The sequence below is a fragment of the Bradyrhizobium oligotrophicum S58 genome (assembly GCF_000344805.1).
GTDB classification, from domain to species: domain Bacteria; phylum Pseudomonadota; class Alphaproteobacteria; order Rhizobiales; family Xanthobacteraceae; genus Bradyrhizobium; species Bradyrhizobium oligotrophicum.
Map to the genome: position 1 here is coordinate 5,257,392 of NC_020453.1, position 22,554 is coordinate 5,279,945.

Here is a 22,554-nt window from a genome sequence, read left to right on the forward strand (position 1 = left end):
CCAGGCCGGCCCAATGTATCGGATAGACTTCAACAAGCTGCGCTTCCTCGTCTGCGACGACAACCCGCACATGCGTCGCATCCTGCGCACGCTGCTGCATTCGTTCGGCGCGCGCGAGGTCAACGAGGCCGAGGACGGCGCGACCGCGCTCGAAATGTACACCCATTTCTCGCCCGACATCGTCATCACCGACTGGGCGATGCCGATCTTCGACGGGCTCGAGCTCGCGCAGATGATCCGCCAACCGGAAGCGAAGGGGAACCCCTACGCGCCGATCATCATGCTCACCGGGCATTCGGAGAAGCGCCGCGTCACCGTCGCGCGCGACGCCGGCGTCACGGAATTCCTCGCCAAGCCGATCTCGGCAAAGGGCCTCTATCAGCGCATCCTCAACGTGGTCGCCAATCCCAGGCCCTTCATCAAGACCAAGACCTATTTCGGCCCGGACCGGCGCCGCAACACCAACACGGCCTATGTCGGCCCCGAGCGCCGGGTTGGTGGCGAGGCGGAAATCTTCCAGCAGCCGTCGCTGCTGGATAAAGCGCGCTCCGTAGTTTAGGGCGCGGCAGTGAGCCCGCGTTAACGCAATGCGGGGATCGGGGTCCGGTGCGCACGAATCCTCGGTTATGAATCGGGGCAATCGGTCAGAGTGCGTCGGCATCATCAGGGGATATCGAGATGGCGAAAGACAAGGCCCCGGCGATCCAGGTCAAGACCTACGCCTCGCACCATGTGATCACCCAGCCCAATCCGCTGAAGAAGGTGCTGCACCGCGCCGAGGGCAAGGATCTCGACGATCCGATCGCCCGTGCGGAAGCGGCGCTCGCCGGACTGTCCGGCGAATTCAAGTCGTGGATGGACACCGAAGCCGATCGCCTGTCGAAGGCGTATGCGGCCGTGCTCAAGACCGGCTTCGATGACAATGCCTGCGAAGAGATGTTTCGCGCCACCCACGACATCAAGGGCGATGCCGCGACCTTCGGCTATCCGGCGGCGGCCGAGGTTGCCGACAGCCTGTGCCGGATCATCGAGCACGCGCCCGATCTCGAAAAGGTCCCCGCCGAGCTGTTCGAGCATCACGTCAACGCCATCCAGGCGATCGTGCACGATCACACGAAATATGACAGCGTGACGGTTGCGAACGAGCTCAGCCGTCGCCTGCGCCGCGTCGCCGACGACTATCTGGTCCAGGTCAACCGCGACCGCCCCGAGCATCTCGAAGCGATCCTGGCGCCGAGCCTCGTGCCGGGCGATCAGCCGTAGTCGCGAAGGGTTGCGCTCGCAAGACGCGGAAAGAATGTAGCCCGGATGAGTTCCGGCGAAGCCCGAAGGTCTTCGACGAAGCGACATCCGGGGTCTCACGCGCTGCACATGTGAACCCGGATATCGCTGCGCTCATCCGGGCTACAGCACCCCTCACGCTGCGATCAGCCCGAACTCCAGGCCGGCGACGAAATCCTCCGCCATCACCTCATCGCAGAACTCGCGGGCCTCGTCGCGCGCGGATTCGGTGGCGAAGCGGCGCAGCAGAATCAGCAGCGGCTCGGCAGCATCGCGGTCGGTCGTGCAATGCGTCAGCACGCGCTCGACCATCTTGCGGCGCAGGATCGCTGCGCCGCTCAGCGTATCGGCAAAGCCGTTCTCGCGGCAGACGTCGAGCGCGATCCTGAAGGCATCGAAGGTGGTGTCGGGAATGCCGGCCTTGCGCAGCAGCCCCTGCAGGCTCGCGCGACCGCGATCGTTGAGCAGTCCGGACACCCGCGCCCGCGGCATGTCGGCGAGCTCCGACAGCGCGATCTCGAACAGCTCGACGTTGCCGGACAGCAGCGCCCGCAAAATCAGGCCGGCTGTCAGTTGCGACGTCGCGCGCAGATGCTGAACCAGCCCGCGCAATTCCTCGCCGCGCGTGCGCGCCGCGATTGTGATGGTCGAGCGGTCGCGCGCCTCACTGGTGATGCGCCCTGCTCGGTCGATGCTCAGCCAATTCCTGGCGACCACGAACTGCGCCAGCGTCTCGGACAGCTTGTCGACCAGCGCCGCGCGCGTCGCGGCTGGCAGATCGTCAAGCACCAGCATCGCTTCGCGGATGGCCGCGAGATGGCCGTGACGCTCGACGATGCGGTCCCAGGAGAACGGCGCGAGCTCGGCATAGGCATTCTCGATCAACTCGAGCGCGGCAGCCGCGCTGCCGACCTCGGCGATCGCAGCACAGACCGGCGCCGGCAGACCCGCGCGGCGCGCGATGGCGCATTGTGTTTCCGAGTTGCCGGTCGCGACGATGTCGACGAGGTCTGCATCGATCAGCAGCGGCGAATGTTCGAGGATGATGGCGGCGACCGAAGGCTGGTCGGTGGCGAGCGCCTGGACGATGGCGGCGGGCGCCTCTTCCGAGCGCGCGAACACCTCCGCCATCGCCTGCCGCACCAGCGGCGACGGATCGTCCAGCAGCATGAGGAGCGCGCCTTCGGCGGCGCCACGATCCTCGTCGCCGAGATCCGACAACAACCACGCCCGCGCGAGGGCCCTGGTGGCCTCGGCCCGCTCACCGGCGGGGGCGGTTCTGACCCAACTGAGAAACTGCCGAACGATCATGGTCTTTCCGGCTTACGCAACTTGCAAAGAAGGCCACGAGGGCCTCAACAGCACCGAAAATAAACCACGACGCTTAACAAAGCGTTCACCATAAGTGGCTGGTTTTGTTGATGTTTTGTTAAGCCGTCGGCTCAATACAATATTATGATACCTCTCAATGCTTCATTTGGCCGTAGTCTCACGGACGAAACGCGACCATGGCCCGCCACGGGAGCCGTGGCAGGGCGTCGAAAATAATTCTTTTTGATCAAGGACTCAGCGACGGGTGACGACCGCAGCAGTCGGCCCGTCAGCCCGAGAACGTCCCATTGGGATCGCTGAACAGGTCGAGTCGACGCGGAGCACTGCCGCCGCCATCGTTGCTCCCGCCGTCCGGCGACGCTGCGCTGGCGACCGATGAATGGCCCCACAATTCGCGCACGGTCGGCGAGACCGCCTGGTTCGACTGGCCGTCGACCTGGAATAGCGAGCGGAACATCGGATCGGCCGGCCGGCCCGCGGTCGATGCGTCAGCCGTCGTCGCGGACGCGGCCTGCGTCGCGCCACGTGCATCGGGAAACATCGACAAGAAGGTCGCAGTATCCGTAGTTGGCAATGCGCCGCCGCCCGCCGCATTGGCCGCGACATTCGTCGAGCCGCCATAGAGGGCAAGCGCGCCGCGCGTGGCCGAGGAGTTGGCCGCGCCGGAATAGCGCGTGGTCAGGACCGCATAGACCTGCGAGACGCTGCGGGCCTGTCCGTCGCGATCATAAAAGATCGGACGGTTGGCGGCGGCGGCGCTGGGAAAGATCCGGGCCGCGGATGCGTTCGGCGTCTCCTGGGCGCTGGTGATCAGCTTGGCCGCGCCGCCCGCCCCCATGAAATGCGCCATATAGAGTTCGGCATCGGTCGGCCGCCGGCCGATCATGCCGGTGAGCTGAAAGCTGTTGTTCTGCGTCAGCGCCGCCGCCATCGCCGACGACGCCTTGGGGTCGTCGCGCAGCTTCATGATCGCCTGGCGCATGCCGGGATCGCTGACCGTGTAGTCGCCGGACGATGTCCGGGTGATCGCGTCGGCATACTGGCCGTAGCCGAGATCGGCGCCGGCCTGCTTCACCGTGCCGAGCCAGGTCTGGTCGATGAACTGGTAGAGCCCGCGCGCTGATGACGTTGATGCGCCTGCGGTCGGGTTGAAGTCCGACTCCATCTTCGCGGTCGACAGCAGATATTCGAAGCTGGTGCCGACGCTGTCGGCGGCCTGCTTGATCGCGCCGGCGACCTTCGCCCGGACGCTATCGAGGATCCCGGTGGGCGAGGAGTTGGATGCATCGACCGACATAGGAAGACCCGCTGTTTGCAGATTCGCTGGCAGACAAACGCGCCGGAAACATCATGCAAAATGCGATCGGCATGGTTAATGGCGAGTTAATTCGCCACGCCAGGCAGGCCAATGAACGACCGCCAATGAACGACCCCAATTAAACGAGTCCAATTAAACGGGCCCGGACATGTCCGGATGCAGGTCGCTGGCCGACTGCGCGGCTCGCTACTTGCGATAGACCGAAGCGGGATCGAACAGCCGCTCGGCGTCGACGAAGACGAGCCGCGCCTGCCCGCTGTCGTCGGCCCGCTCGACCTTGCGATAGAAGCAGGAGTGGCGGCCGGTGTGACAGGCTGCCCCGAGCTGCTCGACGCGCAGCCAGACCGCGTCCTGGTCGCAATCGGTGCGCATCTCGAGCACGCGCTGGGTCTGACCCGAGCTCTCACCCTTGCGCCACAAGGCGTTGCGCGAGCGGCTGAAATACCAGGCCTCGCCGGTCGCGACCGTCCTGCGCAACGCCTCGTCGTTCATGTGGGCGACCATCAGCACGTCGCCACTGGCGGCGTCGGTGGTCACGCAGGTGACCAGCCCGGCGGCGTCGAATTTCGGCAGGAAGGCCAGGCCTTCCTCGCGCTCGACTGAGGATGAGGACACGAAACTCTCGCTAAGATGCTGGCGGGCCTACCGTTGCGGCGAGCGCACCATGGACAGAAAGCGTCCCTGCTCCGCCGGATTGTCCCGGAACATGCCGGTAAAGCGGCTGGTGAAGGTGATCGCGCCGTGCTTGGCGACGCCACGCACCGACATGCAGGTGTGCTCGGCCTCGATCATGACCGCGACGCCCCGCGGCTTCAGCACCTCGTCGATCGCAGCCGCGATCTGGGCGGTGAGATGCTCCTGGGTCTGCAGCCGGCGGGCGAAGATGTCGGTCAGGCGGGCGAGCTTGGACAGGCCCACGACCCGCTCGACCGGCGTATAGGCGATATGCGCGCGGCCGTAGAAGGGCATCATGTGATGCTCGCATTGCGACGTGAACTCGATGTCGCGAATCAGCACGAAGTCGTCGTAGCCGGCGGTCTCGCCGAAGGTGCGGTCGAGCACCTCGGCCGGGCACTGGTGGTAGCCCTGGTACAGCTCGTCATAGGCCTCGACGACCCGGCGCGGCGTGTCGACGAGCCCCTCGCGGGTCGGATCCTCGCCGATGTAATTCAGCAACGTATAGACGGCGGCCTCGGCCTCGGCCCGCGACGGGCGCGCGCGGTCGGGCCGCACGGCAGCGGCGAGGAACTCAGCCGGATCGAGCTCTGCAGCGCGAGCGTCAGTCAGCTTGGCGTCTAACGGCTTGCTCTCGGGCTTGTTCGCACGCAACGTCTTGATCAAAGTGTCCATCTCAACTCCGTTCGACCGGTCGGCGGTCCGACCGGAGTGTCACCGGCACAGCATCACCTTGAGGGCGTCACCTGCAGAGGCGCCACACGCAGACTGGGCGCTTCTGGCGCCGGACGCCTGTAGATGTGGCTGGAATTCCTGCCAATCGTTTCCATATACTCGCAATATAGGGCGATGAAACCCGGCCGCCAAGGCCGACCCCGCCGGTAATTGGCTGGACCTCAGGCACATGCTGAACGACATCTACAACAAGCGCATCATCGAGCTCGCCGGCAACATTCCGCGGCTCGGACGGCTCGACCATCCGGATGCGTCAGCGACCGCCCATTCCAAGCTGTGCGGCTCGACCGTGAAGGTCGACCTCAAGATGGACGGCCCGGTGGTGACCGACTTCGCCCATGACGTGAAGGCCTGCGCGCTGGGCCAGGCGTCCTCCTCGATCATGGCCCGCCACGTCGTCGGCTCCAGCGCCGCGGAACTGCGCGAGCTGCGGGAGCTGGTCCGCCGGATGCTGAAGGAGAACGGCGCCCCGCCGGAGGGCAAATGGGCCGACATCGCCCTGCTCGAGCCTGTCAGGGATTACAAGGCCCGGCATGCGTCGACGATGCTGACCTTTGATGCCGTGGTGGACGCGATCGGCCAGATCGAGGCCAAGACCAAGGGCGAGGCAGCTGCCGCGGCGCAGGGCTGAACAAGGGGGCTGAACAAGGCCGAAGTCGTAGCCCCGGATGATCTCCGGCGAAGCCCTGGGGGCTTCGACGAAGCGACATCCGGGATCTCAAACGCAGCTCGCGAGAACCCGGATGTCGCTCCCGCCTTCGCCCTTCGGCGCAGTCGTGCGCTCATCCGGGCTACAGGCGGCCCCGGGCTACCGCACGGCCTATTGCTGCGGCGTGGCGGCGACCGTCGCCGGCGGAAGGGCTTCGGCGGTGCGGGACAGTTGCTTGTCGAGCGCCACCGGGAAGCGGTCCTGCTGCTTGTCCTTGTCCTTGGCCTTCTCCGCGGCCTTCGGCGCGAGCTCGGCGACCGGAATCGTGCCCTTCAGCGGCAGCACGTCCGCGACCATGTCCGTGGTCACGAGATTGGTCAGCCGCAACTCGGTGCGCGACAGCTCGTGCAGATCCTCCCAGGGCGGCACGTTCAGCGCCAGCGACAGCAGATCCCCGGCTCCGCCCATGTCGAAGGTGTATTTGGCCAGCCGGCCGATGTCGCGCTCGACGATCATCAGGTCCTGCGCCGTGTAGCTGGCGGCCTTGGCGTCGTCGGCGCGGTCCCCCATCCAGATCTGATGGACCCGCACATGCGACGCATCGGGCACATAGCGGGTGGTTCCAGCCAGCAGCAGGAACACGCACATCGACTCGCAATAGGCTTCGGACACCACGCGCGGCCGGTCGTTGGCCCGGCTCGGCCGCATCGTCATCCCGACCGTCGTGCGCATCTTGAGGCCACGGAACCGGCGCCCGAGCGTAATGGCGTCATTGACCGAGCCGCCGCTGGAGTCGAGCACGAGGGTGGTTCCTGCGAGATCGCGATCCCTGGCGAAATCCTCGAAATCCTTGGGACTGTCGCCGGTGACGATGCCGACCGCGCTCACCCAGCCGCAATTGGGCTCGCAGGCCACCCAGCTAAACCGCATCGGGAGCTTGCGCTCTTCGAGCGCGCCACCGGCGCGCGCCGTGTTCGACAAGGTGGTGATGGTGCCCCCCAGCACCGCCCCAAGCGCTGCAACACCGAGAAGCATCCAGCGCAATTCACGCGACCGCAGCAATCTCACGCCCAATCCGCCCCCCTCGCTAAGCTCGGTACGCAGTTCCTCGTTTCCTTCGCGGCAAGACCTGACAAGCTGGCCTCAAATCCGTTATTAGTCTGTCACATCCTTGTCCCGAAACGTATCCGGGCAATCCCTGAGCGTCCAGCTGCGGCGTGCTGCGGCGCCGCTGAAAACCTGTCATTGTTGCATCACATCACCACAAATGCGCGCGAGCTGCAGTTCCCCGCGCAGGAACCGGTCAAACGTTCGCTCACCGGTCCGGCACGACGCCCATGAAGCACTCATGTCCTCATCCGCGCGGCCACTCGGCGCACATGCAGCCCGATTCGCTGTTGCGAATCCCCAGGCGCGGAGCGCGCGCTCTGATCTGGCTCTATCGCCACACGCTTTCGCCGCTGGTCGGCTACAATTGCCGCCATCTGCCGACGTGCTCGGTTTATGCCGATGAAGCAATCGAAACCTACGGGCTCTGGGCCGGCGGATGGATGACGCTGGCCCGCCTGTTGCGCTGCCAGCCCTTCGGCACCTCCGGCATCGACAACGTTCCGGCCGAGATTCCCCCGCGCGCCCGCTGGTACCTGCCGTGGCGCTATGCGCGCTGGCGTGGCGTCAACGGACCCCATTAGTTGCACTGCATCATCCAATTTGAAGCAAATCGGACTGGCAAGATGTCGTGGCAGGATTAATCTGATGTGATCAGGCGGCCCGTCGGTAGGAACGTCGCCGCTGTTGTTGCATTGATGTCGAAATCCGTTTCGGGAGGACCAGCGATGCGCTGGACGATCAACCCGAGATCGCGCCGATCCCGCACCGGCGTCGAACCCGACCTGCACGGCCATGATCGCATGAGTCACGATGTGCGGCAGGTCGACCTGCTCTGCATCATCGCGCTGCTCATCGTCATTGTCGGCGCCTGGCGCTATCTCGCCGACAGCACCACCCTGCCCCCGACCACGACGACCTACATCGATCCGAGCCAGAGCGTGCACTGGTGAGTGCAGCCCGTCACCAGCGCGGCCAGAAGATGAAGTCGTCGCGCCGCGGCGGCGGTGGATAGACAGGACTATACTCCGGCGGACGCGGCGGACGGCGCGCCCGCGACGGCTGGTAGCTGGTTTCCGCAGGCCCCGTCGCCTCGGCCGAGACCGTGGCGTCGGCCGAAGGCGCTCTCACCGACAGCAGCACGTTCGATTCCCGCGTCCGCCAGCGATAGCCGATGCCAAAGTCCAGCGGCTGCGCGCGATCGAACAGTCTGGCGTAGCTGTTCTGGTACATGTCCGGGAACTTATCGATCGGCCCGGCATAGCGTCCGAACGGGAAGAAGCGCCAGGCCCTGGCATCGTAGCTCGCGAGCGGAATGCCGGAATCGTCCTGGACGATACTGGCGCTGTTCTTCAGCAGCCAGCTGCGAACCTGGGAGAAGCTGTTCGCGTGCAGCAGGTAGGACGCGCTCTTCAGCAGACTGTTGCCGGGAGCGAACGGCTCGCAGAATTTGAGAAAACCGCTGGCCTTCACGCCGGAGTCGGACAGATCCGTCGAAAAGTAATACAGCGTCTTCTGGACACCGTCGGCCCCGGCAAACACGATGCGGGCGCCGGTCGTCGCGTTGCGTGTCGCCGGCTCATTGGCCGCATGCACCACGCCGGTCGCATCCAGCCAGATCAGATCAGCACTGCGGATCGTCTTGCCGGTGCGGGCGAGGAAAACATAGAGGATCGGGAGCGTGCCGTTGATCTCGCCGTCATGCAGGTCGACCTTCATGTTCTTGGTGATGAAGAACGAGAAGCTCAGGATCGACTGCAGCGAACGCTGGACATAGGCGAGCGCCGGGCCGACGCTGCCGCGCGGCAATCTCGTCAGATCCGGGATCGGGCCGGTCGGCTCGAGCGCGGCCATGACATAGGTCACAGCCTTCGGATGGAATGCATCGGCGTAGAGGAAATCCGGCCCCGAAAAGAAGTAGAACATCGCCTGCTGCGGCGTCGCGAGATTGGCATCCGCCCAGCTGCGGATCTTCGACAGCTGCCGCTGCTCGAGCTGATCGAACGCGTTGTCGAAGAACGCCGCGTGCCGGCGCCAGGCCGGGTCCTGCGTCAGCGCGCTCAAGGGGGAGCCCGCCGACGGCGCCATGCCCGCCAGCACCCGTGCCGTATCGTCCGGCGTCACGGTTTGAGCCTGAACCGCAGAGATCATCGACACGATCAGACAGGCGAATAGCAACCACAGCCTCGACACGACGCGCATTCTCACTCCGACCCCGACACGGCTGTTGCGGCGGTCCGTTGCGACCGCGCGTGTGCGAACCAGTAGATCAGCAATCCCGAGAGCATCGCCAAAGCGCCGAGCGCGGCCTGCCAGGGGCGCGTGGTGACCAGATAGTACATCATGAACCCGGTCACGCTGAGGAAGATCAATGGCGTGATCGGATAGCCCCAGGCGCGGTATGGGCGGTCGAGATCGGGCCTGGTGATGCGCAGCCAGAACAGGCCGAGCACCGCGAGGAACGAGCAGCACAAGAGCGAGAACTGGACCAGGTCCAGCACGGCCTCGAAACTCTCCGTGAACAGCATTGCCGTCGCGACAATGAGCTGGAACAGGACGGCGTAGGTCGGCGCGCCCCGGCGCGAGCGACGGGCGAACACCGCGAGCGACGGAATGTCCTCGCCCATGGTCATCAGCACGCGCGGGCCGATCCACATCATCGCTGCGATCGACGGAACCAGCCCGGCACAGATCATCGCCGCGACGAAGCGCCCGCCCGTCTCGCCGAACATGTGGGCACCGGCGATGCTCGCGACCTGGAGCTGGCCCGTGAGCTCGCTCATCGGCGCCGCCAGGAGGAACACCGCATTCAGCGCCATGTAGAGCGCGAGCACGATCAGCGTGCCCGCCAGCAGCGCGCGCGGCAAGGTCCACTCCGGCGCGTGCAGCTCGCCGATGATGTAGGTCGCCGCGTTCCAGCCCGAGAATGCGTACATCACGAACACGAGGCCGGTCGCAAATGCCGCGCTGGTGATATAGCCGATGTCGGCCGCGACCGGCAGGAACGAGACCGGTTGCGGCACCGAGATGGCGGCGCCCGCAATCAGGAACGCCACGATCAGGCCGAGCTTCAGCAGGGTCGACAGCAGCTGGAAGCGGCTCGATTGGCGGATGCCGCCGAGCTGCACCGACGTCACCACCCAGACGGCGCCCAGGGCCAGCACGAGCGGCGGGACCCCGGCCAAAACGGCTCCGCCATATTCGCCGAACGCCATCGCCGCGAGCGCCACCGGCGCCGCGAACCCGACCGTCGACGACACCCAGCCGGCCATGAAGCCGATCGCCGGGTGGAAGGCGCGCGTCAGGAAATTGTACTCGCCGCTCGAGCGCGGAAACATCGCGCCGAGCTCGGCATAGGACAGCGCCCCGCAGACCGAGACGACGCCGCCCACCGCCCACAGCGCCAGAATGGCAAAGCCGGACGGGATGTCCTTGACCTGAAAGCCCAGGCTCGTGAACACGCCGACGCCGATCATGTCCGCAATCACGATCGCGGTCGCGACCGGCAATGACACGGACGCCAGCGCGGCGCCGCCTGACCGGCCCGCCGAGGTCCCATCGTCCGCCTCGGATGCAGCCATTTCGTTGAAGGACGCGCGGCGCCCCTTCCCTTGCTCCAGGCTCATGTTCCGGCCGAAGCATTCAATCATAGTTAACGCGCACTAAATATGGCGGTGCAGAACGGTAATATAGAACCTATTTTTCGAGATCGGGAGCCCCTGGCGTTGCATCGGCCCCGCGCGCGTCTCACAATCACGACAAGATCGCGTGGTGTGTCCCCCTTCTGCACCGGACTTCACCGGGACCATCCTTAACGCGACCTCAACGTCGGCGGCGCAGGTTTAATGAAGTCCGATGGTTGGAAGAGCCGCGCTGCCGGCTCCAGCTCGTCTTGGGGACGGATGATCGCGGCGGATCAGAAACTCGCAATGCCCGGACGTACACGACGATTCGCGTGGACGGGGAGGCGCGCGCGATCGATTGCGTCCGGCTGGCTCCCCGCTGCGGCTGCAGCGACGATATGTCTATCGCTCACTCAATGTGGCCAAGCCCCCAATCCGGAAGCGCTGGCGGCGAATGCCGCGCCCGCGCAGGAGTTGAGCTTCGACGAACGGTTCCCGGCGGCGGAGTTCAGCGACCGTTTCCCATCGACGCGTGAGAGCTTCCAGCTGCACACGCCGTCCGACTTCGCGCCCAAGCCGCCGCCTTATCAGGTCGCCTCGCTGGAGCCGCAGCGCCCGGCTGGACGGCAGCGCGAAGATCTCACGACGCTCGTCAGCATGAAATCGTCGGCCTTCCCTTATTTCGGCAACAATCCCGCATCGGATGCGCCCTTCCTCAACGTCAGCAGCGGCGAGCGGCGCGGCCACCGCAGCTTCTCGGGCCGGGTCTACTGGCAGGACCAGACCTACAATGACAGCCGCGTGCTGGTGCACGTTCCCGAACAGTTCGACGTGCGCAAGCCGGGCGTGATCGTGGTGTTCTTCCACGGCAATGGCGCCACGCTCGAACGCGACGTGCGCGACCGCCAGCTGGTGCCGCAGCAGATCACCGGGTCCGGCGTCAACGCGGTGCTGCTCGCGCCGCAGATGGCGGTCGACGCTGCCGATTCGAGCGCCGGCAAGTTCTGGCAGCCGGGCGGCTTCAAGCGCTTCATGGACGAGGCGGCAGCCAGCCTCGCCCGCCTGACCGGCGATCCGGCGAGCGCCAGGACCTTCGCCAACATGCCGATCGTGATCGTCGGATACAGCGGCGGCTTCCTGCCGACCGCATGGAGCCTCGAGGTCGGCGGCATCAGCGAGCGTGTGCGCGGCGTCGTGCTGCTCGATGCCGTCTATGGCCAGCTCGACAAGTTCGCCAACTGGATCGAGCGCAACCGGTCCGGCTTCTTCATCAGCTCCTACACGCGCTATACCGCACGGCACGATCAGGAGCTGATGGCGATGCTGCGCAACCGCGGCATCGACATCTCCGAGGACATGGACCGTCCGCTGCGCCCCGGCAGCGTCGTCTTCGTCGAGACCGACGAAGGGATCACCCATCGCGACTACGTCACGCAGGCCTGGACCCGCCACCCGGTCAGGGATGTGCTGACGAAGATGGCGGCGGCCCAGCCGCCGATCCGGATCGCGGCCGGGGTCCAGGCGTCCCCGAACGGCACATCGAGCCGCTGAGGCCGATCAGCCTTGGTGGCGAGCGGAACGTCTCAGGACTTCGGCAGCTTCGGCATGTTCTCGACGAAGCCGTTGAAGCAGGCGAGCCGCTCGTCCTCTTCCTTGGTGAACTTACAGTCGGCCACCGCCTTGGCCTTCGTCGCCTTCGGCTTGGCTGCGGGCGGAATGACGCCGTCGTAGCAGTTCAGCCGCTCCTTGGTTCCGTCGTCGATCTCCAGGCAGGCCTGGAGTTTCGCGGCCATCGATTGCGGCTTGGATTGCGGCTTGGCCGGCGCGGCGGCTGCGGTCTTCATCCCCTTCGGCTTGACCTGCAGCAGCGGGCGGTCGCCGACCATCGGGCCGCTCTGCGCAAGCGCAGAGGTGCAAAACAGCACTGCGGCAAGGCTCAATATCGTCTTTTTCATGCCATATCTCTTTCATCCAGACCGTAGAGACGAAAGACGACGCGCCTGACAGGCGCAGTCTCCGCCCCACAGCCTCCCACCACAGCGGCTTTAATCCGGTCCGACCGGTTTTGCCAAGCGCCAAGCCGCTGTTCGCAAGTGGGGACCCTCAGGCCAAAGCCGCAACCGGCGCCCGGGGACGGCTGGCGAGGATGGCGAGCAGCGCCAGCATCACGAAGGCGACGGCGACGTATCCGGTGGCGCCAAGCAGATCGCGCGCGAACAGGCCACCGCCGATCGCGGAACCGATGGCCTGGCCGATATAGAGCACCGAGGTGTTCAGCGACACCGAGGCCGACGCCAATGGCGGCGCCGCCGCGACCAGGCGGACCTGCTGCATGGAGTTGGCCGATGCAAATCCCAGCCCCCAGATCGCCACTGCGACCGCCATCATGGAATATACGCCCGCGCCGGCCGTCCAGACCGTGATCCCCGCGAACAGCAGGCAGGTGAACAGCAGCGAGGCCCGATAGGCGCCCCAGCCGTCGACGATGCGGGTGGCGATGACGACGCCGAGGAAACCGCAGGCGCCGTAGATCGCAAACACCAGTCCGATCTGGTTGGCATCCGCGCCGGTCAGCTTGTTCAGCAGCGGCCCCATGAAGGTGAAGATCACGAACTGTCCCGACATCTGCAGGGTCGTGACCAGGAGCAGCAGCAGCACCATGCGGTTGCGCCCGAGCTCGGTCCAGGTCTTCAGATCGACCGGTGCGCCCTTCAGCCCGGAGGGCAGCCGCCATGTCAGCAGTCCGAAGCTGACCGCTCCGGCGGCGCCGACGGCTAGATAGGCGGCCCACCAGCCCGAATGGCTGGCGATGAAGGTGATCAGCGGAAGTCCAACGGCCGCGGCCAGCGACCAGCCGAGGAACACATAGGCCATGGTGCTGCCGCGCTTGTCCACCGGGCTGATCAGCGCGGCCATGCCCGCCGCCTGCGGCGTATACAGCGCTCCGACCGCCAGCATCAGCAGCCGGACCGTGAGCAGGCTCGCATAATCCGGCGCGAATGCGGATGCGAGATTGCCGAGCGTGAGCACCAGCAGTGTCGCCGTCAGCAGCAGGCGGCGGTCGAAGCGGCTGGTGAGCCAGGCACTCAGCGGCGAGCAGATGCACAGCAACACCGCACCGAACGTGATCAGAAGCCCGGCCGTGTGCACGCCGATGCCGAACCCCGAAGCGAGCTCGGGCAGCATGCCGGCGGGCGCCATCACCGAACAGCCGGTGACGATGTTGCCGAGCATCAATGCGGTCGGGGCGAAACGATGGGGAATCTGGCTGGACGTCATGGGGGCTCATTAGCAGAGATTTTCATGCATCTGCATGAAAACATCTCATGCCGTCCATGACATTCTCTTCTCCGTTCAGACCATTACGGCGCCGGCTGCGCCGAGGCCTGCGGCCACGGAACCTCGGTCCAAGGCACCGGCGCCCCTGAGGGATGGACGACGGCCTTCGGCGGCGGACAGGTGTCCGTCAGCCGCTTCAGCGCGCTCTGCAGACCATCGCCTGCGACCGGAAAGGTCGCGACGTTGGGACGCGCGGCATTCAACAGCGCGTCACGCAGCTCGGCGCCGTCAGCGGAGGCCAGCGCCCGCATCTGGCTTGCGTTCAAGAACACACCCCAGGTCTCGCGGTCGCCGGCCCGCCGTGGCGGCGAAAGAAAGTTGAGCCGGACCTCGCCGCCCGCCAGCGACAGAGCCCCCGCTCCCACCGTGGACACTGCGTTGCGCTCGACGTCGAGCTCGAAGCGATCCTGGTCGAAGCAGACGAGCTGCAGGCGCGTGGTCCGGAACGTGGCCTCGCCATCCTTCCGCGTCAGGATCGTCTTGTAGGCGATGCCGCGACTGGCGGCCTCGAACATCCAGGGGCTCTCGACCCGGTCGCGACGATCGAGCGCAAAGCGCGCGATCTCCTCCCGCGTCAGGATGCGCATGCTCTCGAACGGCACCGACCGGGCCACGGTCAGCAGACCCGGATCCGCCCCGAGCTTGGCGATATAATCGAGCACCATCTTGTCGGAGCGTTCCATCGCCCGCTGCAGGGCCTGCGCCCGCATTTCACGGGTCGGCACGCCGCCGGTGAAGTTCAGGATGACGCGCGGCGAATGCACCGCGAGCGTCACGTCGGGGGCGATGTCGCGCGAAGGCGCACCGAGGATCAGATAGGGGCAGGCCGAATTGCATATCGCGCCGCGCGTCCAGACCTCGCCGTGCAGCTCACGCCCGGATTGCTTGAGCCTGGTGCAGGCCTCGCCTTCCTGGGGCTCGAAGCCGCATTCGCGCAGCGTGGTCCGTCCGATCCGGACCACGGCCTTCTTCTCGCGCAGCATGGTGCCGATCGCGAGCGCCTGCTCGAGATTGCCGCCCGGCGAATTGAAGTAGATCGGCAGCTTCCGCTCGCCGATCTGCTTCATGAACTTGCGGAAGCGCGCCGCGGCGCTGTTGTCGATCTTGCCTTCGGCCGCAATCCAGCCGTCGCAGCCAGGGCCGCAGGCGCCGGGCGCACCCTTGACGAGGGCAAACGAGATCGGCGCGATGCCCTCGCCGATCCCCGGCGATCGCCGCGCCGCGCGGCCCGCAGGCTTGAGCTCCGTGGCAGGCTTGACCTGGGGTGCGGGCCTGGCCGCCATCGCCGGATTGGCTTGCAGTGCCGGCCTGGTTTGCAACGCAGGCTTGGCTTGCTGCGCGGGCTTGGCTTGCAGCGCAGGCTTGGCCTGGAGCACGGACCTCGCCGGCACCGCGGGCTTCGCCGTCGGCGGCACCGCCCCACGCGCTGGCGCGACCATCAGCACGATCGCGAGCACCATTGCCGCAACCCGTATGCCGCCACACCGATGAAGAGAGAGCGGCGCCTCCCCTATGGACACCATCGCCAAACGCGTCCCCACGCCCCGAACACTTGAAGTTGTATCATACCGGCCCGCCGCGGCAATCTCCGCATCGTCCCCAGCGGCGCCAATCAGCCAGTTTTCCCGTCCCTTGCCCGGTTGCAGCCTCCGAATCCCCTGCTATACCGCTTGCTCCCGCTTACCTGCGCTCGTTCGCAGGAGTGAGCTCACGGAGAGACCCATGCCCGATTCCAAGCCTGACCATTCCAAATCCGACCAGTCCAAGCTCGACCCGGCGAAAGCCGAATCCGGCTTCCAATACAGCCTCAGCAATTTGAAGCCCGCCGCCCCGGTCGAGAAGATCACGATCAGCTTCCCCGACGGCGCGAGGCGCGAATATCCCAGGGGCACCACCGGTTTCGACATCGCCAAGGGCATCTCGCCCTCGCTCGCCAAGCGCACCGTCGCCATGGCGCTGAACGGCGACGTCGTCGACCTCAACGATCCCATCCATGACGATGCCAAGCTCGAGCTCGTCGACCGCGACGATCCGCGCGCGCTGGAATTGATCCGGCACGATTGCGCGCATGTGCTCGCCGAGGCCGTGCAGGCGCTGTGGCCGGGGACCCAGGTCACCATCGGTCCGGTGATCGAGAACGGCTTCTATTACGACTTCTTCCGCAACGAGCCGTTCACCCCCGAGGACTTCGCCGCGATCGAGAAGAAGATGCGCGAGATCATCGGCCGCGACAAACCCTTCACCAAGGAGGTGTGGGACCGCGAGAAGACCAAGCAGGTGTTCCGCGACAAGGGCGAGGCCTTCAAGGTCGAGCTGGTCGACGCCATTCCCGGCCAGGAGCCGATCAAGATCTACTACCAGGGCGACTGGTTCGACCTGTGCCGCGGTCCGCACATGACCTCGACCGGCAAGATCGGCAACGCCTTCAAGCTGATGAAGGTGGCGGGCGCCTATTGGCGCGGCGACAGCAACAATCCGATGCTGACCCGCATCTACGGCACCGCTTTTGCCAAGCAGGAGCAGCTCGACGCCTACCTCAAGCAGATCGAGGAGGCCGAGAAGCGCGATCACCGCAAGCTCGGCCGCGAGCTCGACCTGTTTCATTTCCAGGAGGAAGGTCCGGGCGTCGTGTTCTGGCACCCCAAGGGCTGGAGCATCTTCCAGGCGCTGATCGCCTATATGCGCCGACGTCTCGCTGGCGAATATGACGAGGTCAATGCGCCGCAGATCCTCGACAAGTCGCTGTGGGAAACCTCCGGCCACTGGAACTGGTATCGCGAGAACATGTTCGCGGCCCAGTCCGCCGGCGACGAGGCCGAGGACAAGCGCTGGTTCGCGCTGAAGCCGATGAACTGCCCCGGCCACGTGCAGATCTTCAAGCATGGCCTGAAGAGCTACCGTGACCTGCCGCTGCGGCTCGCCGAGTTCGGCGTCGTGCACCGCTACGAGGCCTCCGGCGCCATGCACGGCCTGATGCGCGTGCGCGGCTTCACCCAGGACGATGCGCACATCTTCTGCACCGAGGAACAGCTCGCCGAGGAGTGCCTGAAGATCAACGATCTCATTCTCTCGACCTACTCGGATTTCGGCTTCGAGGGCGAGTTGACGGTGAAGCTCTCGACCCGGCCGGACAAGCGCGTCGGCACCGACGAGATGTGGGATCACGCCGAGCGCGTGATGGCGACCGTGCTGAACGAGATCAAGGCGCAGAGCAACCACATCAAGACCGAGATCAATCCGGGCGAAGGCGCGTTCTACGGGCCGAAGTTCGAATACGTGTTGCGCGACGCCATCGGCCGCGACTGGCAGTGCGGCACCACGCAGGTCGACTTCAACCTGCCCGAACGGTTCGGTGCGTTCTACATCGACGCCGACGGCGCCAAGAAGCCGCCGGTGATGGTGCATCGCGCGATCTGCGGCTCGATGGAGCGCTATATCGGCATCCTGATCGAGCACTATGCCGGCAGCTTCCCGCTGTGGCTGGCGCCGACCCAGGTCGTGGTCACCACCATCACCTCGGAAGGCGACGAATACGCCAAGCAGGTGCTGGCGGCGCTGCGGCGGGCCGGCTTGAGGTGCGAGATCGACCTGCGCAACGAGAAGATCAACTACAAGGTCCGCGAGCACTCGCTGCAGAAGATCCCGGCGCTGCTCGTCGTCGGCAAGAAGGAGGCCGAGACGCATTCCGTCTCGGTGCGCCGGCTCGGCCGCGACGGCCAGACCGTGATGCCCACCGCGGAGGCGATTGCCGCTCTGGTCGACGAGGCGACGCCGCCGGACGTGAGGCGCCGTCAGCGCGAGGCGGCGTGACGTCGTAGCCCGTAGCCCGCATGAGCGCAGCGACATGCGGGTTCACCACCGCTGCGCGTGAGACCCCGGATGTCGCTCCCGCCGTCGCCCTGACGGGCTCCGGCGTGCGCTCATCCGGGCTACGCATCTGTTACGCGGACAGACTGACGCCCGCATCGGTCGCTCTCTCCTCTCTGCCCGCCGCCTGCAGCGCCACCTCGGCGCAGTCGGCCATGTAGAGAAACATCGTCGCGAGCATCTGCTCGATCGCCTCGCGTCCCCGCGGCAGGATGGTGAGGGCATCGTTGCCGGCGCCGCCGCGGGCGAGCACCCCCTGCGCCTCGGCGTCGCGCAGCAGGGTCAGCACGTGCTTGCGCGACACCGAGAAGCGCGTCGCGAGCCCGTTAATCGAGAGCGGCACGGGGCCATCGGGCGGGAACGGCTGGCCCGGCTCGCCGCTCGAGGCCAGGCTGAACAGGATCACCATGCCGGCGGTGCGCTCGGCAAACGGCCCGAGCTCGGGCGCGCCTTCGAGGATCCGCACGCCGGCGATGAAGCGGCGGCCGAGCTCGAGCACGAAGGACTTGACGAAGGCCGGATGGTTCAGCGCGGCGCGATAAGCCACGGCCGCCGGGATCACCGCGCTCATGGCGTCGAACTGTACGCCCCAGCGCTCGCGATGCAGCGCGATCAGTTTGTCGGTGGGCACCAGCGGACGCCGGCGCCGGTTCGGATTGGAGGCGGACGCGACCAGCCCGGTCGCGCGCATCAAGGCCAGCATCGCCTCGCAGCGGCCACCGCTGCACAGGCCGAGCCTGACGCACATCTCTTTCATGGCGCCGACCGTGAGACCGAGCTCGCCGTCCCGCTCTTCGGCGAAATGCAGATACAGCGCGACATGCGGAAACAGCGCCCGCGCCCGGTCGCTCAGCAGCGCATTGAGGATCCGATCACCCCGGTAGAGCCTGACCGCGGCCGCCGTCGAGGCTCGCATCGCCAAGATAAAGCCGGGCTGCGCGCGCAGCCGGATGACGGCGTCGGGTGAAGGTGTCAGCATCGTCATTTGCAGGTCGGACCGTGCACTTGGAGCGCCCCCTCGCGGATCCCTCAGCATTATGTTTTTACCGGCCGGCCCAAGGTTCGACAATTCGCCGGAAGGATTGCGGCTCGGGCAGATGGCCGCAGCTCCCTGCAGCTGCCCTGGCCGAGCCGGGCCGTAGAAGCGATCAAAACGCCGTGCCGTGGCCTCGTTGGCGGCAGTCGCGCATGCTATCTGTCGCCTGAAACGCAAGAAAGATCCCGCCACGTGCCTGATGCCCTTGAACTCCTGAAGACCCGCCGTTCCGTGAAGCCGCGCGAGATGAGCGGCCCCGGCCCCTCGCCCGCCGAGCTCGACACCATCCTGACCATCGGCGCCCGCGTGCCGGACCATGGCAAGCTCGCGCCGTGGCGCTTCATCGTGTTCGAGGGCGACGGCCGCCGCCGCGCCGGCGACGTGATCGCGTCGGTGTTCGCCAGCAAGAACCCGCAGGCCAGCGCCGCCGAGCTCGAGGTCGAGAAGAACCGCCTCATGGAGGCGCCGCTGGTGATCGGGCTGGTCAGCTTCACCAAGCCGCATCCCAAGGTGCCGGCATATGAGCAGGAGCTGTCCGCCGGCGCCAGCGCCATGAACATCCTGACCGCCGCAACGGCGCTCGGCTATGGCGGCTGCTGGCTGTCCGGCTGGTTCATGTTCGACCGCGACGTGATGGACGGGCTCGGCCTGAAGGCCGACGAGAAGCTGGCGGGGCTCATTCATGTGGGCAAGCCGACCAGACCGAGCGAGGACCGCCCGCGGCCGGCGCTGACGGACATCGTGACGCGGTTCTGAGCGCCACAACCTCCGCTGTCGTCCCTGCGAGCGCACTAGCGGATCTACACATCTCATTGGAGCATTTCGATCGGCTCGGCGAAAAACATGAATTATCCGAGTCACTTGCATCGATTGCGCTGACGTCAGATGGTCCAAGGTAGACGCTTCGCTAACCCATTGAAGATGAGTCTGTTTTTGAGATGTGTAGATCCGCTAGTGCGAGCGCAGGGACCCATAACCACCGGCGGCAGTGGCGACACAAGCTCGTTCGACACCGCCCGCCACCACATCTTCTCGGGGTTATGGATCCCGGATCGGCGCGCGCCTACGGCGCGCTTGTCCGGGACGACAGTTGGGGGTGTGGCGGCCGTCATCGCATCTACGCCGCCTTCGATGCTCTCGCGCCGAACTGCGCCAGCAGACCGGCAATCTCCGACGCCGGCCGCGCCGCGCTGAACAGAAAACCCTGGACCTGGTTGCAGCCTTCGGCGCGCAGCCAGTCGAGCTGATCCGATGTCTCGACACCCTCGGCGGTGGTGATGATGTTGAGGCTCTTGCCCAGGCCAGAGATGGCGCGGACGATGGCGAGGCAGTCGGAGCGCTGCGCGAGGTCCTTCACGAAGGAGCGGTCGATCTTGATCTTGTCGAACGGAAAGCTCCTGAGATAGCTCAGGCTGGAATAGCCGGTGCCGAAATCGTCCATCGAGATGCGGATGCCGAGCTGGCGCAGCTGATGCAGCGTCGCGAGATTGGCCTCGGTCTCGGCCAGCAGGATCGACTCGGTGATCTCCAGTTCGAGCCGCTCAGGCGCCAGCGCCGACTGCGCCAGCGCCTGCATCACGACCTGCACCAGGTTGCGGCTGCGGAACTGCACGGCCGAGAGGTTCACCGCGACCTTGATGCCCTCGGGCCATTTGGCCGCTTCATGGCTGGCCTCGCGCAGCACCCATTCGCCGAGCGGCACGATCAGGCCGATGTCCTCGGCCACCGGGATGAAATCCGCCGGCGAGATCATGCCCTTGTCGGGGTGGTGCCAGCGCAGCAGGCATTCGAACGCGGAGATGGCGGTGGTCGCAACGTCGACCAGCGGCTGGTAGTGCAGCTCGAACTCGCCTTGCGCAAAGGCCAGGCGCAGATCATGCTCCATGTCGCGCCGCTTCTGCGCCTGGCGGTCCATCTCCTTCTCGAAGAACCGATGCACGCGGCCGCCGTCCTGCTTGGCGCGGTACAGCGCCATGTCGGCGTTCTTCATCAGCTCCTCCCAGCTCGCGCCGTCGCCCGGCGACAGCGCGATGCCGATGGAGGCGCCGATCACGAGCTCGTTGCCGCCGATGTCGTAGGGCGCGCTGAGCGCCGAGATCAGATGGGCCGCGCTCGCGCTCGCCTCATCGGCCCCGGTCCGCCCGAGGATCACGGCGAACTCGTCGCCGCCCAGCCGCGCCGCAAGATGATCGCCATGCATCTGCTGCCGGAGCCGGCCCGCGACCGCCTGCAGCAGCCGGTCGCCCATCGGATGACCGAAGGAATCATTGATGGTCTTGAACAGATCGAGGTCGATGCACATCACAGCGATGTGCTTGTTCTCCAGCACGGCGCCATCGAGCTCCTGCGTCAGGCGCTGCTGAAAGAATTCACGGTTCGGCAGGCCGGTGAGGCCGTCATGATGCGCCATGTAGGCGATGCGCGCCTCGGCGCGGCGGCGCTCGGTGATATCCACGATTGCGACCAGCACACCGTCACGGCCATCGAAAGCGATTTCGCGTCCGTAGGTCAGCACCTCGATCTCGCTGCCGTCGGCTGTGCGGTGACGCCAGTCGCGGTGAAACTCGTTGCTATCGGCGAGCCGTGACAGCGCATCGTCGAGCGTTTCCCATTCGCCCGGCGGCCACAGGTCCCAGACGCTCATGCGCAGGAAATCCGGCCGGCCATAACCATAATGCCGGACCAGGGCGTCGTTGACGTTGAGGAACTGAGCCGTTGTCCTGTCGAGGATGCACATCGGGACCGGATTGACATCGAACAGCAGCCGGAACGACGCCTCGCGCCGCTTCATCGCCGTGACGTCGGCGATGGTCAGCGAGACGATGTCGCCGAAGGCATGAGCGCCGAGCCGCAGGCTGCGATCGTCGCAGTCGAGCTCGAACTGATCGCGCTGCCCGAGACCGACCACCTTGAACAACCGCGCCAGCACCTCGGGCGAGCACAGCATGTTGCCGCCCTGCTTCAGGCGGTGCCATTGCAGCGTCGCCGACGGCAGCCGGAGCAGGTCGGCCGCCGCGCGATTGTGATGGACGATCTGGAAATCGCTCGGCGCGCCCGCGCTGTCGCGGATGGTCGCGAGCGAGACGACACCGTCATCGGTCGTCGAGAAGATCGCATCGAGCAGATTGTATTGCGTCGTGCGCTCGTTGACATAGGTGCCGACGAGCGTGCTGCCCCAGCGCGAGTTGGTCGGCAGCGCCAGGACGTCATAGGTGCGGACCATGCCGTCGCGCACGCAATGCGCATTGGCGAGATAAGGCTGGCCACTCGCGAGCGCGCAATTGGCGGCCTCCACCAGCACGGTGGCGCAATCCGGCGACACGGAGTCGACGGCGATGTCCCAACGCTCGTCCTGCAGCCATTGCTGGACGTAGCGGCCGCTGCGCGAAATCTGCAGGCGGCCGTCCTCGTTGTTGAGCACCGCGATGTGATCGGCGAGGCGCCCGAGGCTGCCGAGCATGACGTCCTCGTAACGCGGCAATGTCTGGCCGGGCTTCAGCGCCGCCTGCCATTTGCGCCTGAGCACCGGGATGTCGTCGAAGAGATCGTTGCTGATCGTTGCAGGCGCTTTGGTCGTCGCGGCACTCATCAT

Annotated in this window: 20 protein-coding genes; 8 read left to right on the forward strand and 12 right to left on the reverse strand. The window is 66.0% G+C overall.

Annotated elements, in window-relative coordinates; genetic code table 11:
- Positions 1–13 precede the first annotated feature (13 nt).
- Together S58_RS22685 and S58_RS22690 are read left to right on the forward strand one after the other, a co-directional pair.
- Entirely contained in the window at positions 14–559 is a 546-nt protein-coding gene (locus S58_RS22685; protein ID WP_015667705.1) for a response regulator, read from the forward strand.
- 119 nt (positions 560–678) lie between these two features.
- Complete coding sequence (locus S58_RS22690; RefSeq protein WP_015667706.1) at positions 679–1,263, forward strand: Hpt domain-containing protein; 585 nt, start codon at positions 679–681, stop codon at positions 1,261–1,263.
- 153 nt (positions 1,264–1,416) lie between these two features.
- Here the strand turns inward: S58_RS22690 and S58_RS22695 are convergent, their stop codons facing one another.
- The 4 genes from S58_RS22695 to folE all read right to left on the reverse strand — a co-directional run bounded on the left by S58_RS22695 (position 1,417) and on the right by folE (position 5,281).
- Positions 1,417–2,592, reverse strand: a complete 1,176-nt coding sequence (locus tag S58_RS22695; RefSeq protein WP_015667707.1) for a DUF2336 domain-containing protein — start codon at positions 2,590–2,592, stop codon at positions 1,417–1,419.
- A gap of 289 nt (positions 2,593–2,881) precedes the next feature.
- Entirely contained in the window at positions 2,882–3,910 is a 1,029-nt protein-coding gene (locus S58_RS22700; RefSeq protein ID WP_015667708.1) for a transglycosylase SLT domain-containing protein, read from the reverse strand.
- A gap of 207 nt (positions 3,911–4,117) precedes the next feature.
- The gene (hisI, locus tag S58_RS22705) at positions 4,118–4,546 is read right to left on the reverse strand and encodes a phosphoribosyl-AMP cyclohydrolase (protein WP_015667709.1); all 429 of its coding nucleotides are present in this window, start codon (positions 4,544–4,546) and stop codon (positions 4,118–4,120) included.
- A 27-nt stretch (positions 4,547–4,573) separates the two neighbouring features.
- Positions 4,574–5,281 carry a GTP cyclohydrolase I FolE gene (folE, locus tag S58_RS22710; RefSeq protein ID WP_015667710.1) on the reverse strand — a complete coding sequence of 236 codons (708 nt, stop codon included), beginning with the start codon at positions 5,279–5,281 and terminating at the stop codon, positions 4,574–4,576.
- Positions 5,282–5,510: 229 nt separating this feature from the next.
- On the opposite strand from folE, the gene S58_RS22715 reads away from it, so the two are divergent.
- A complete protein-coding gene (locus tag S58_RS22715; RefSeq protein WP_015667711.1) occupies positions 5,511–5,972 on the forward strand; it encodes an iron-sulfur cluster assembly scaffold protein in 462 nt (153 codons plus the stop codon).
- A 189-nt stretch (positions 5,973–6,161) separates the two neighbouring features.
- Here S58_RS22715 and S58_RS22720 read toward each other — a convergent pair whose 3' ends face one another.
- Positions 6,162–7,064 carry a COG3904 family protein gene (locus tag S58_RS22720; RefSeq protein ID WP_015667712.1) on the reverse strand — a complete coding sequence of 301 codons (903 nt, stop codon included), beginning with the start codon at positions 7,062–7,064 and terminating at the stop codon, positions 6,162–6,164.
- Positions 7,065–7,327: 263 nt separating this feature from the next.
- On the opposite strand from S58_RS22720, the gene yidD reads away from it, so the two are divergent.
- On the forward strand, positions 7,328–7,681 hold the full coding sequence (gene yidD, locus S58_RS22725; protein WP_015667713.1) for a membrane protein insertion efficiency factor YidD: 354 nt from the start codon (positions 7,328–7,330) through the stop codon (positions 7,679–7,681).
- A gap of 144 nt (positions 7,682–7,825) precedes the next feature.
- Positions 7,826–8,050: a hypothetical protein gene (locus tag S58_RS22730; RefSeq protein WP_015667714.1), complete on the forward strand. Its 225-nt coding sequence runs from the start codon at positions 7,826–7,828 to the stop codon at positions 8,048–8,050.
- 10 nt (positions 8,051–8,060) lie between these two features.
- Here S58_RS22730 and S58_RS22735 read toward each other — a convergent pair whose 3' ends face one another.
- A complete protein-coding gene (locus tag S58_RS22735) occupies positions 8,061–9,299 on the reverse strand; it encodes a hypothetical protein (RefSeq protein WP_015667715.1) in 1,239 nt (412 codons plus the stop codon).
- A gap of 2 nt (positions 9,300–9,301) precedes the next feature.
- A complete protein-coding gene (locus S58_RS22740) occupies positions 9,302–10,678 on the reverse strand; it encodes an APC family permease (protein WP_042340869.1) in 1,377 nt (458 codons plus the stop codon).
- Positions 10,679–11,026: 348 nt separating this feature from the next.
- Here S58_RS22740 and S58_RS22745 point away from each other — a divergent pair, with 348 nt between their 5' ends.
- Entirely contained in the window at positions 11,027–12,271 is a 1,245-nt protein-coding gene (locus S58_RS22745; protein ID WP_015667717.1) for a hypothetical protein, read from the forward strand.
- 32 nt (positions 12,272–12,303) lie between these two features.
- Here S58_RS22745 and S58_RS22750 read toward each other — a convergent pair whose 3' ends face one another.
- The 3 genes from S58_RS22750 to S58_RS22760 form a co-directional block, all read right to left on the reverse strand.
- On the reverse strand, positions 12,304–12,675 hold the full coding sequence (locus tag S58_RS22750) for a hypothetical protein (RefSeq protein WP_015667718.1): 372 nt from the start codon (positions 12,673–12,675) through the stop codon (positions 12,304–12,306).
- Positions 12,676–12,823: 148 nt separating this feature from the next.
- Entirely contained in the window at positions 12,824–13,999 is a 1,176-nt protein-coding gene (locus tag S58_RS22755; protein WP_015667719.1) for an MFS transporter, read from the reverse strand.
- A gap of 83 nt (positions 14,000–14,082) precedes the next feature.
- Positions 14,083–15,519 (reverse strand): COG3904 family protein, encoded by a 1,437-nt coding sequence (locus S58_RS22760; protein ID WP_015667720.1) that lies wholly within the window; start codon positions 15,517–15,519, stop codon positions 14,083–14,085.
- 262 nt (positions 15,520–15,781) lie between these two features.
- Here S58_RS22760 and thrS point away from each other — a divergent pair, with 262 nt between their 5' ends.
- On the forward strand, positions 15,782–17,869 hold the full coding sequence (gene thrS / locus S58_RS22765) for a threonine--tRNA ligase (protein ID WP_015667721.1): 2,088 nt from the start codon (positions 15,782–15,784) through the stop codon (positions 17,867–17,869).
- 130 nt (positions 17,870–17,999) lie between these two features.
- Here the strand turns inward: thrS and S58_RS22770 are convergent, their stop codons facing one another.
- Positions 18,000–18,905: a hypothetical protein gene (locus S58_RS22770; protein WP_015667722.1), complete on the reverse strand. Its 906-nt coding sequence runs from the start codon at positions 18,903–18,905 to the stop codon at positions 18,000–18,002.
- Between the two features lie 249 nt (positions 18,906–19,154).
- Between S58_RS22770 and S58_RS22775 the strand changes: the two genes are divergently transcribed.
- The gene (locus tag S58_RS22775) at positions 19,155–19,718 is read left to right on the forward strand and encodes a nitroreductase family protein (protein ID WP_015667723.1); all 564 of its coding nucleotides are present in this window, start codon (positions 19,155–19,157) and stop codon (positions 19,716–19,718) included.
- 361 nt (positions 19,719–20,079) lie between these two features.
- On the opposite strand, the gene S58_RS22780 is transcribed toward S58_RS22775, so the two are convergent.
- A complete protein-coding gene (locus S58_RS22780) occupies positions 20,080–22,551 on the reverse strand; it encodes a putative bifunctional diguanylate cyclase/phosphodiesterase (protein WP_015667724.1) in 2,472 nt (823 codons plus the stop codon).
- Positions 22,552–22,554: the final 3 nt, after the last annotated feature.

What these genes read in the sequence shown, in the direction of transcription:
- S58_RS22730 (WP_015667714.1), top strand. Translation starts at nt 7,826, where the DNA reads ATGCGCTGGACGATCAACCCGAGATCGCGCCGATCCCGCACCGGCGTC.
- S58_RS22715 (WP_015667711.1), top strand. Translation starts at nt 5,511, where the DNA reads ATGCTGAACGACATCTACAACAAGCGCATCATCGAGCTCGCCGGCAAC.
- S58_RS22770 (WP_015667722.1), bottom strand. Translation starts at nt 18,905, where the DNA reads ATGCTGACACCTTCACCCGACGCCGTCATCCGGCTGCGCGCGCAGCCC.
- S58_RS22735 (WP_015667715.1), bottom strand. Translation starts at nt 9,299, where the DNA reads ATGCGCGTCGTGTCGAGGCTGTGGTTGCTATTCGCCTGTCTGATCGTG.
- S58_RS22750 (WP_015667718.1), bottom strand. Translation starts at nt 12,675, where the DNA reads ATGAAAAAGACGATATTGAGCCTTGCCGCAGTGCTGTTTTGCACCTCT.
- S58_RS22755 (WP_015667719.1), bottom strand. Translation starts at nt 13,999, where the DNA reads ATGACGTCCAGCCAGATTCCCCATCGTTTCGCCCCGACCGCATTGATG.
- folE (WP_015667710.1), bottom strand. Translation starts at nt 5,281, where the DNA reads ATGGACACTTTGATCAAGACGTTGCGTGCGAACAAGCCCGAGAGCAAG.
- S58_RS22780 (WP_015667724.1), bottom strand. Translation starts at nt 22,551, where the DNA reads ATGAGTGCCGCGACGACCAAAGCGCCTGCAACGATCAGCAACGATCTC.
- S58_RS22760 (WP_015667720.1), bottom strand. Translation starts at nt 15,519, where the DNA reads ATGGTGCTCGCGATCGTGCTGATGGTCGCGCCAGCGCGTGGGGCGGTG.
- thrS (WP_015667721.1), top strand. Translation starts at nt 15,782, where the DNA reads ATGCCCGATTCCAAGCCTGACCATTCCAAATCCGACCAGTCCAAGCTC.
- S58_RS22745 (WP_015667717.1), top strand. Translation starts at nt 11,027, where the DNA reads ATGCCCGGACGTACACGACGATTCGCGTGGACGGGGAGGCGCGCGCGA.
- S58_RS22700 (WP_015667708.1), bottom strand. Translation starts at nt 3,910, where the DNA reads ATGTCGGTCGATGCATCCAACTCCTCGCCCACCGGGATCCTCGATAGC.
- yidD (WP_015667713.1), top strand. Translation starts at nt 7,328, where the DNA reads ATGAAGCACTCATGTCCTCATCCGCGCGGCCACTCGGCGCACATGCAG.
- S58_RS22685 (WP_015667705.1), top strand. Translation starts at nt 14, where the DNA reads ATGTATCGGATAGACTTCAACAAGCTGCGCTTCCTCGTCTGCGACGAC.
- S58_RS22690 (WP_015667706.1), top strand. Translation starts at nt 679, where the DNA reads ATGGCGAAAGACAAGGCCCCGGCGATCCAGGTCAAGACCTACGCCTCG.
- S58_RS22695 (WP_015667707.1), bottom strand. Translation starts at nt 2,592, where the DNA reads ATGATCGTTCGGCAGTTTCTCAGTTGGGTCAGAACCGCCCCCGCCGGT.
- S58_RS22740 (WP_042340869.1), bottom strand. Translation starts at nt 10,678, where the DNA reads ATGGCTGCATCCGAGGCGGACGATGGGACCTCGGCGGGCCGGTCAGGC.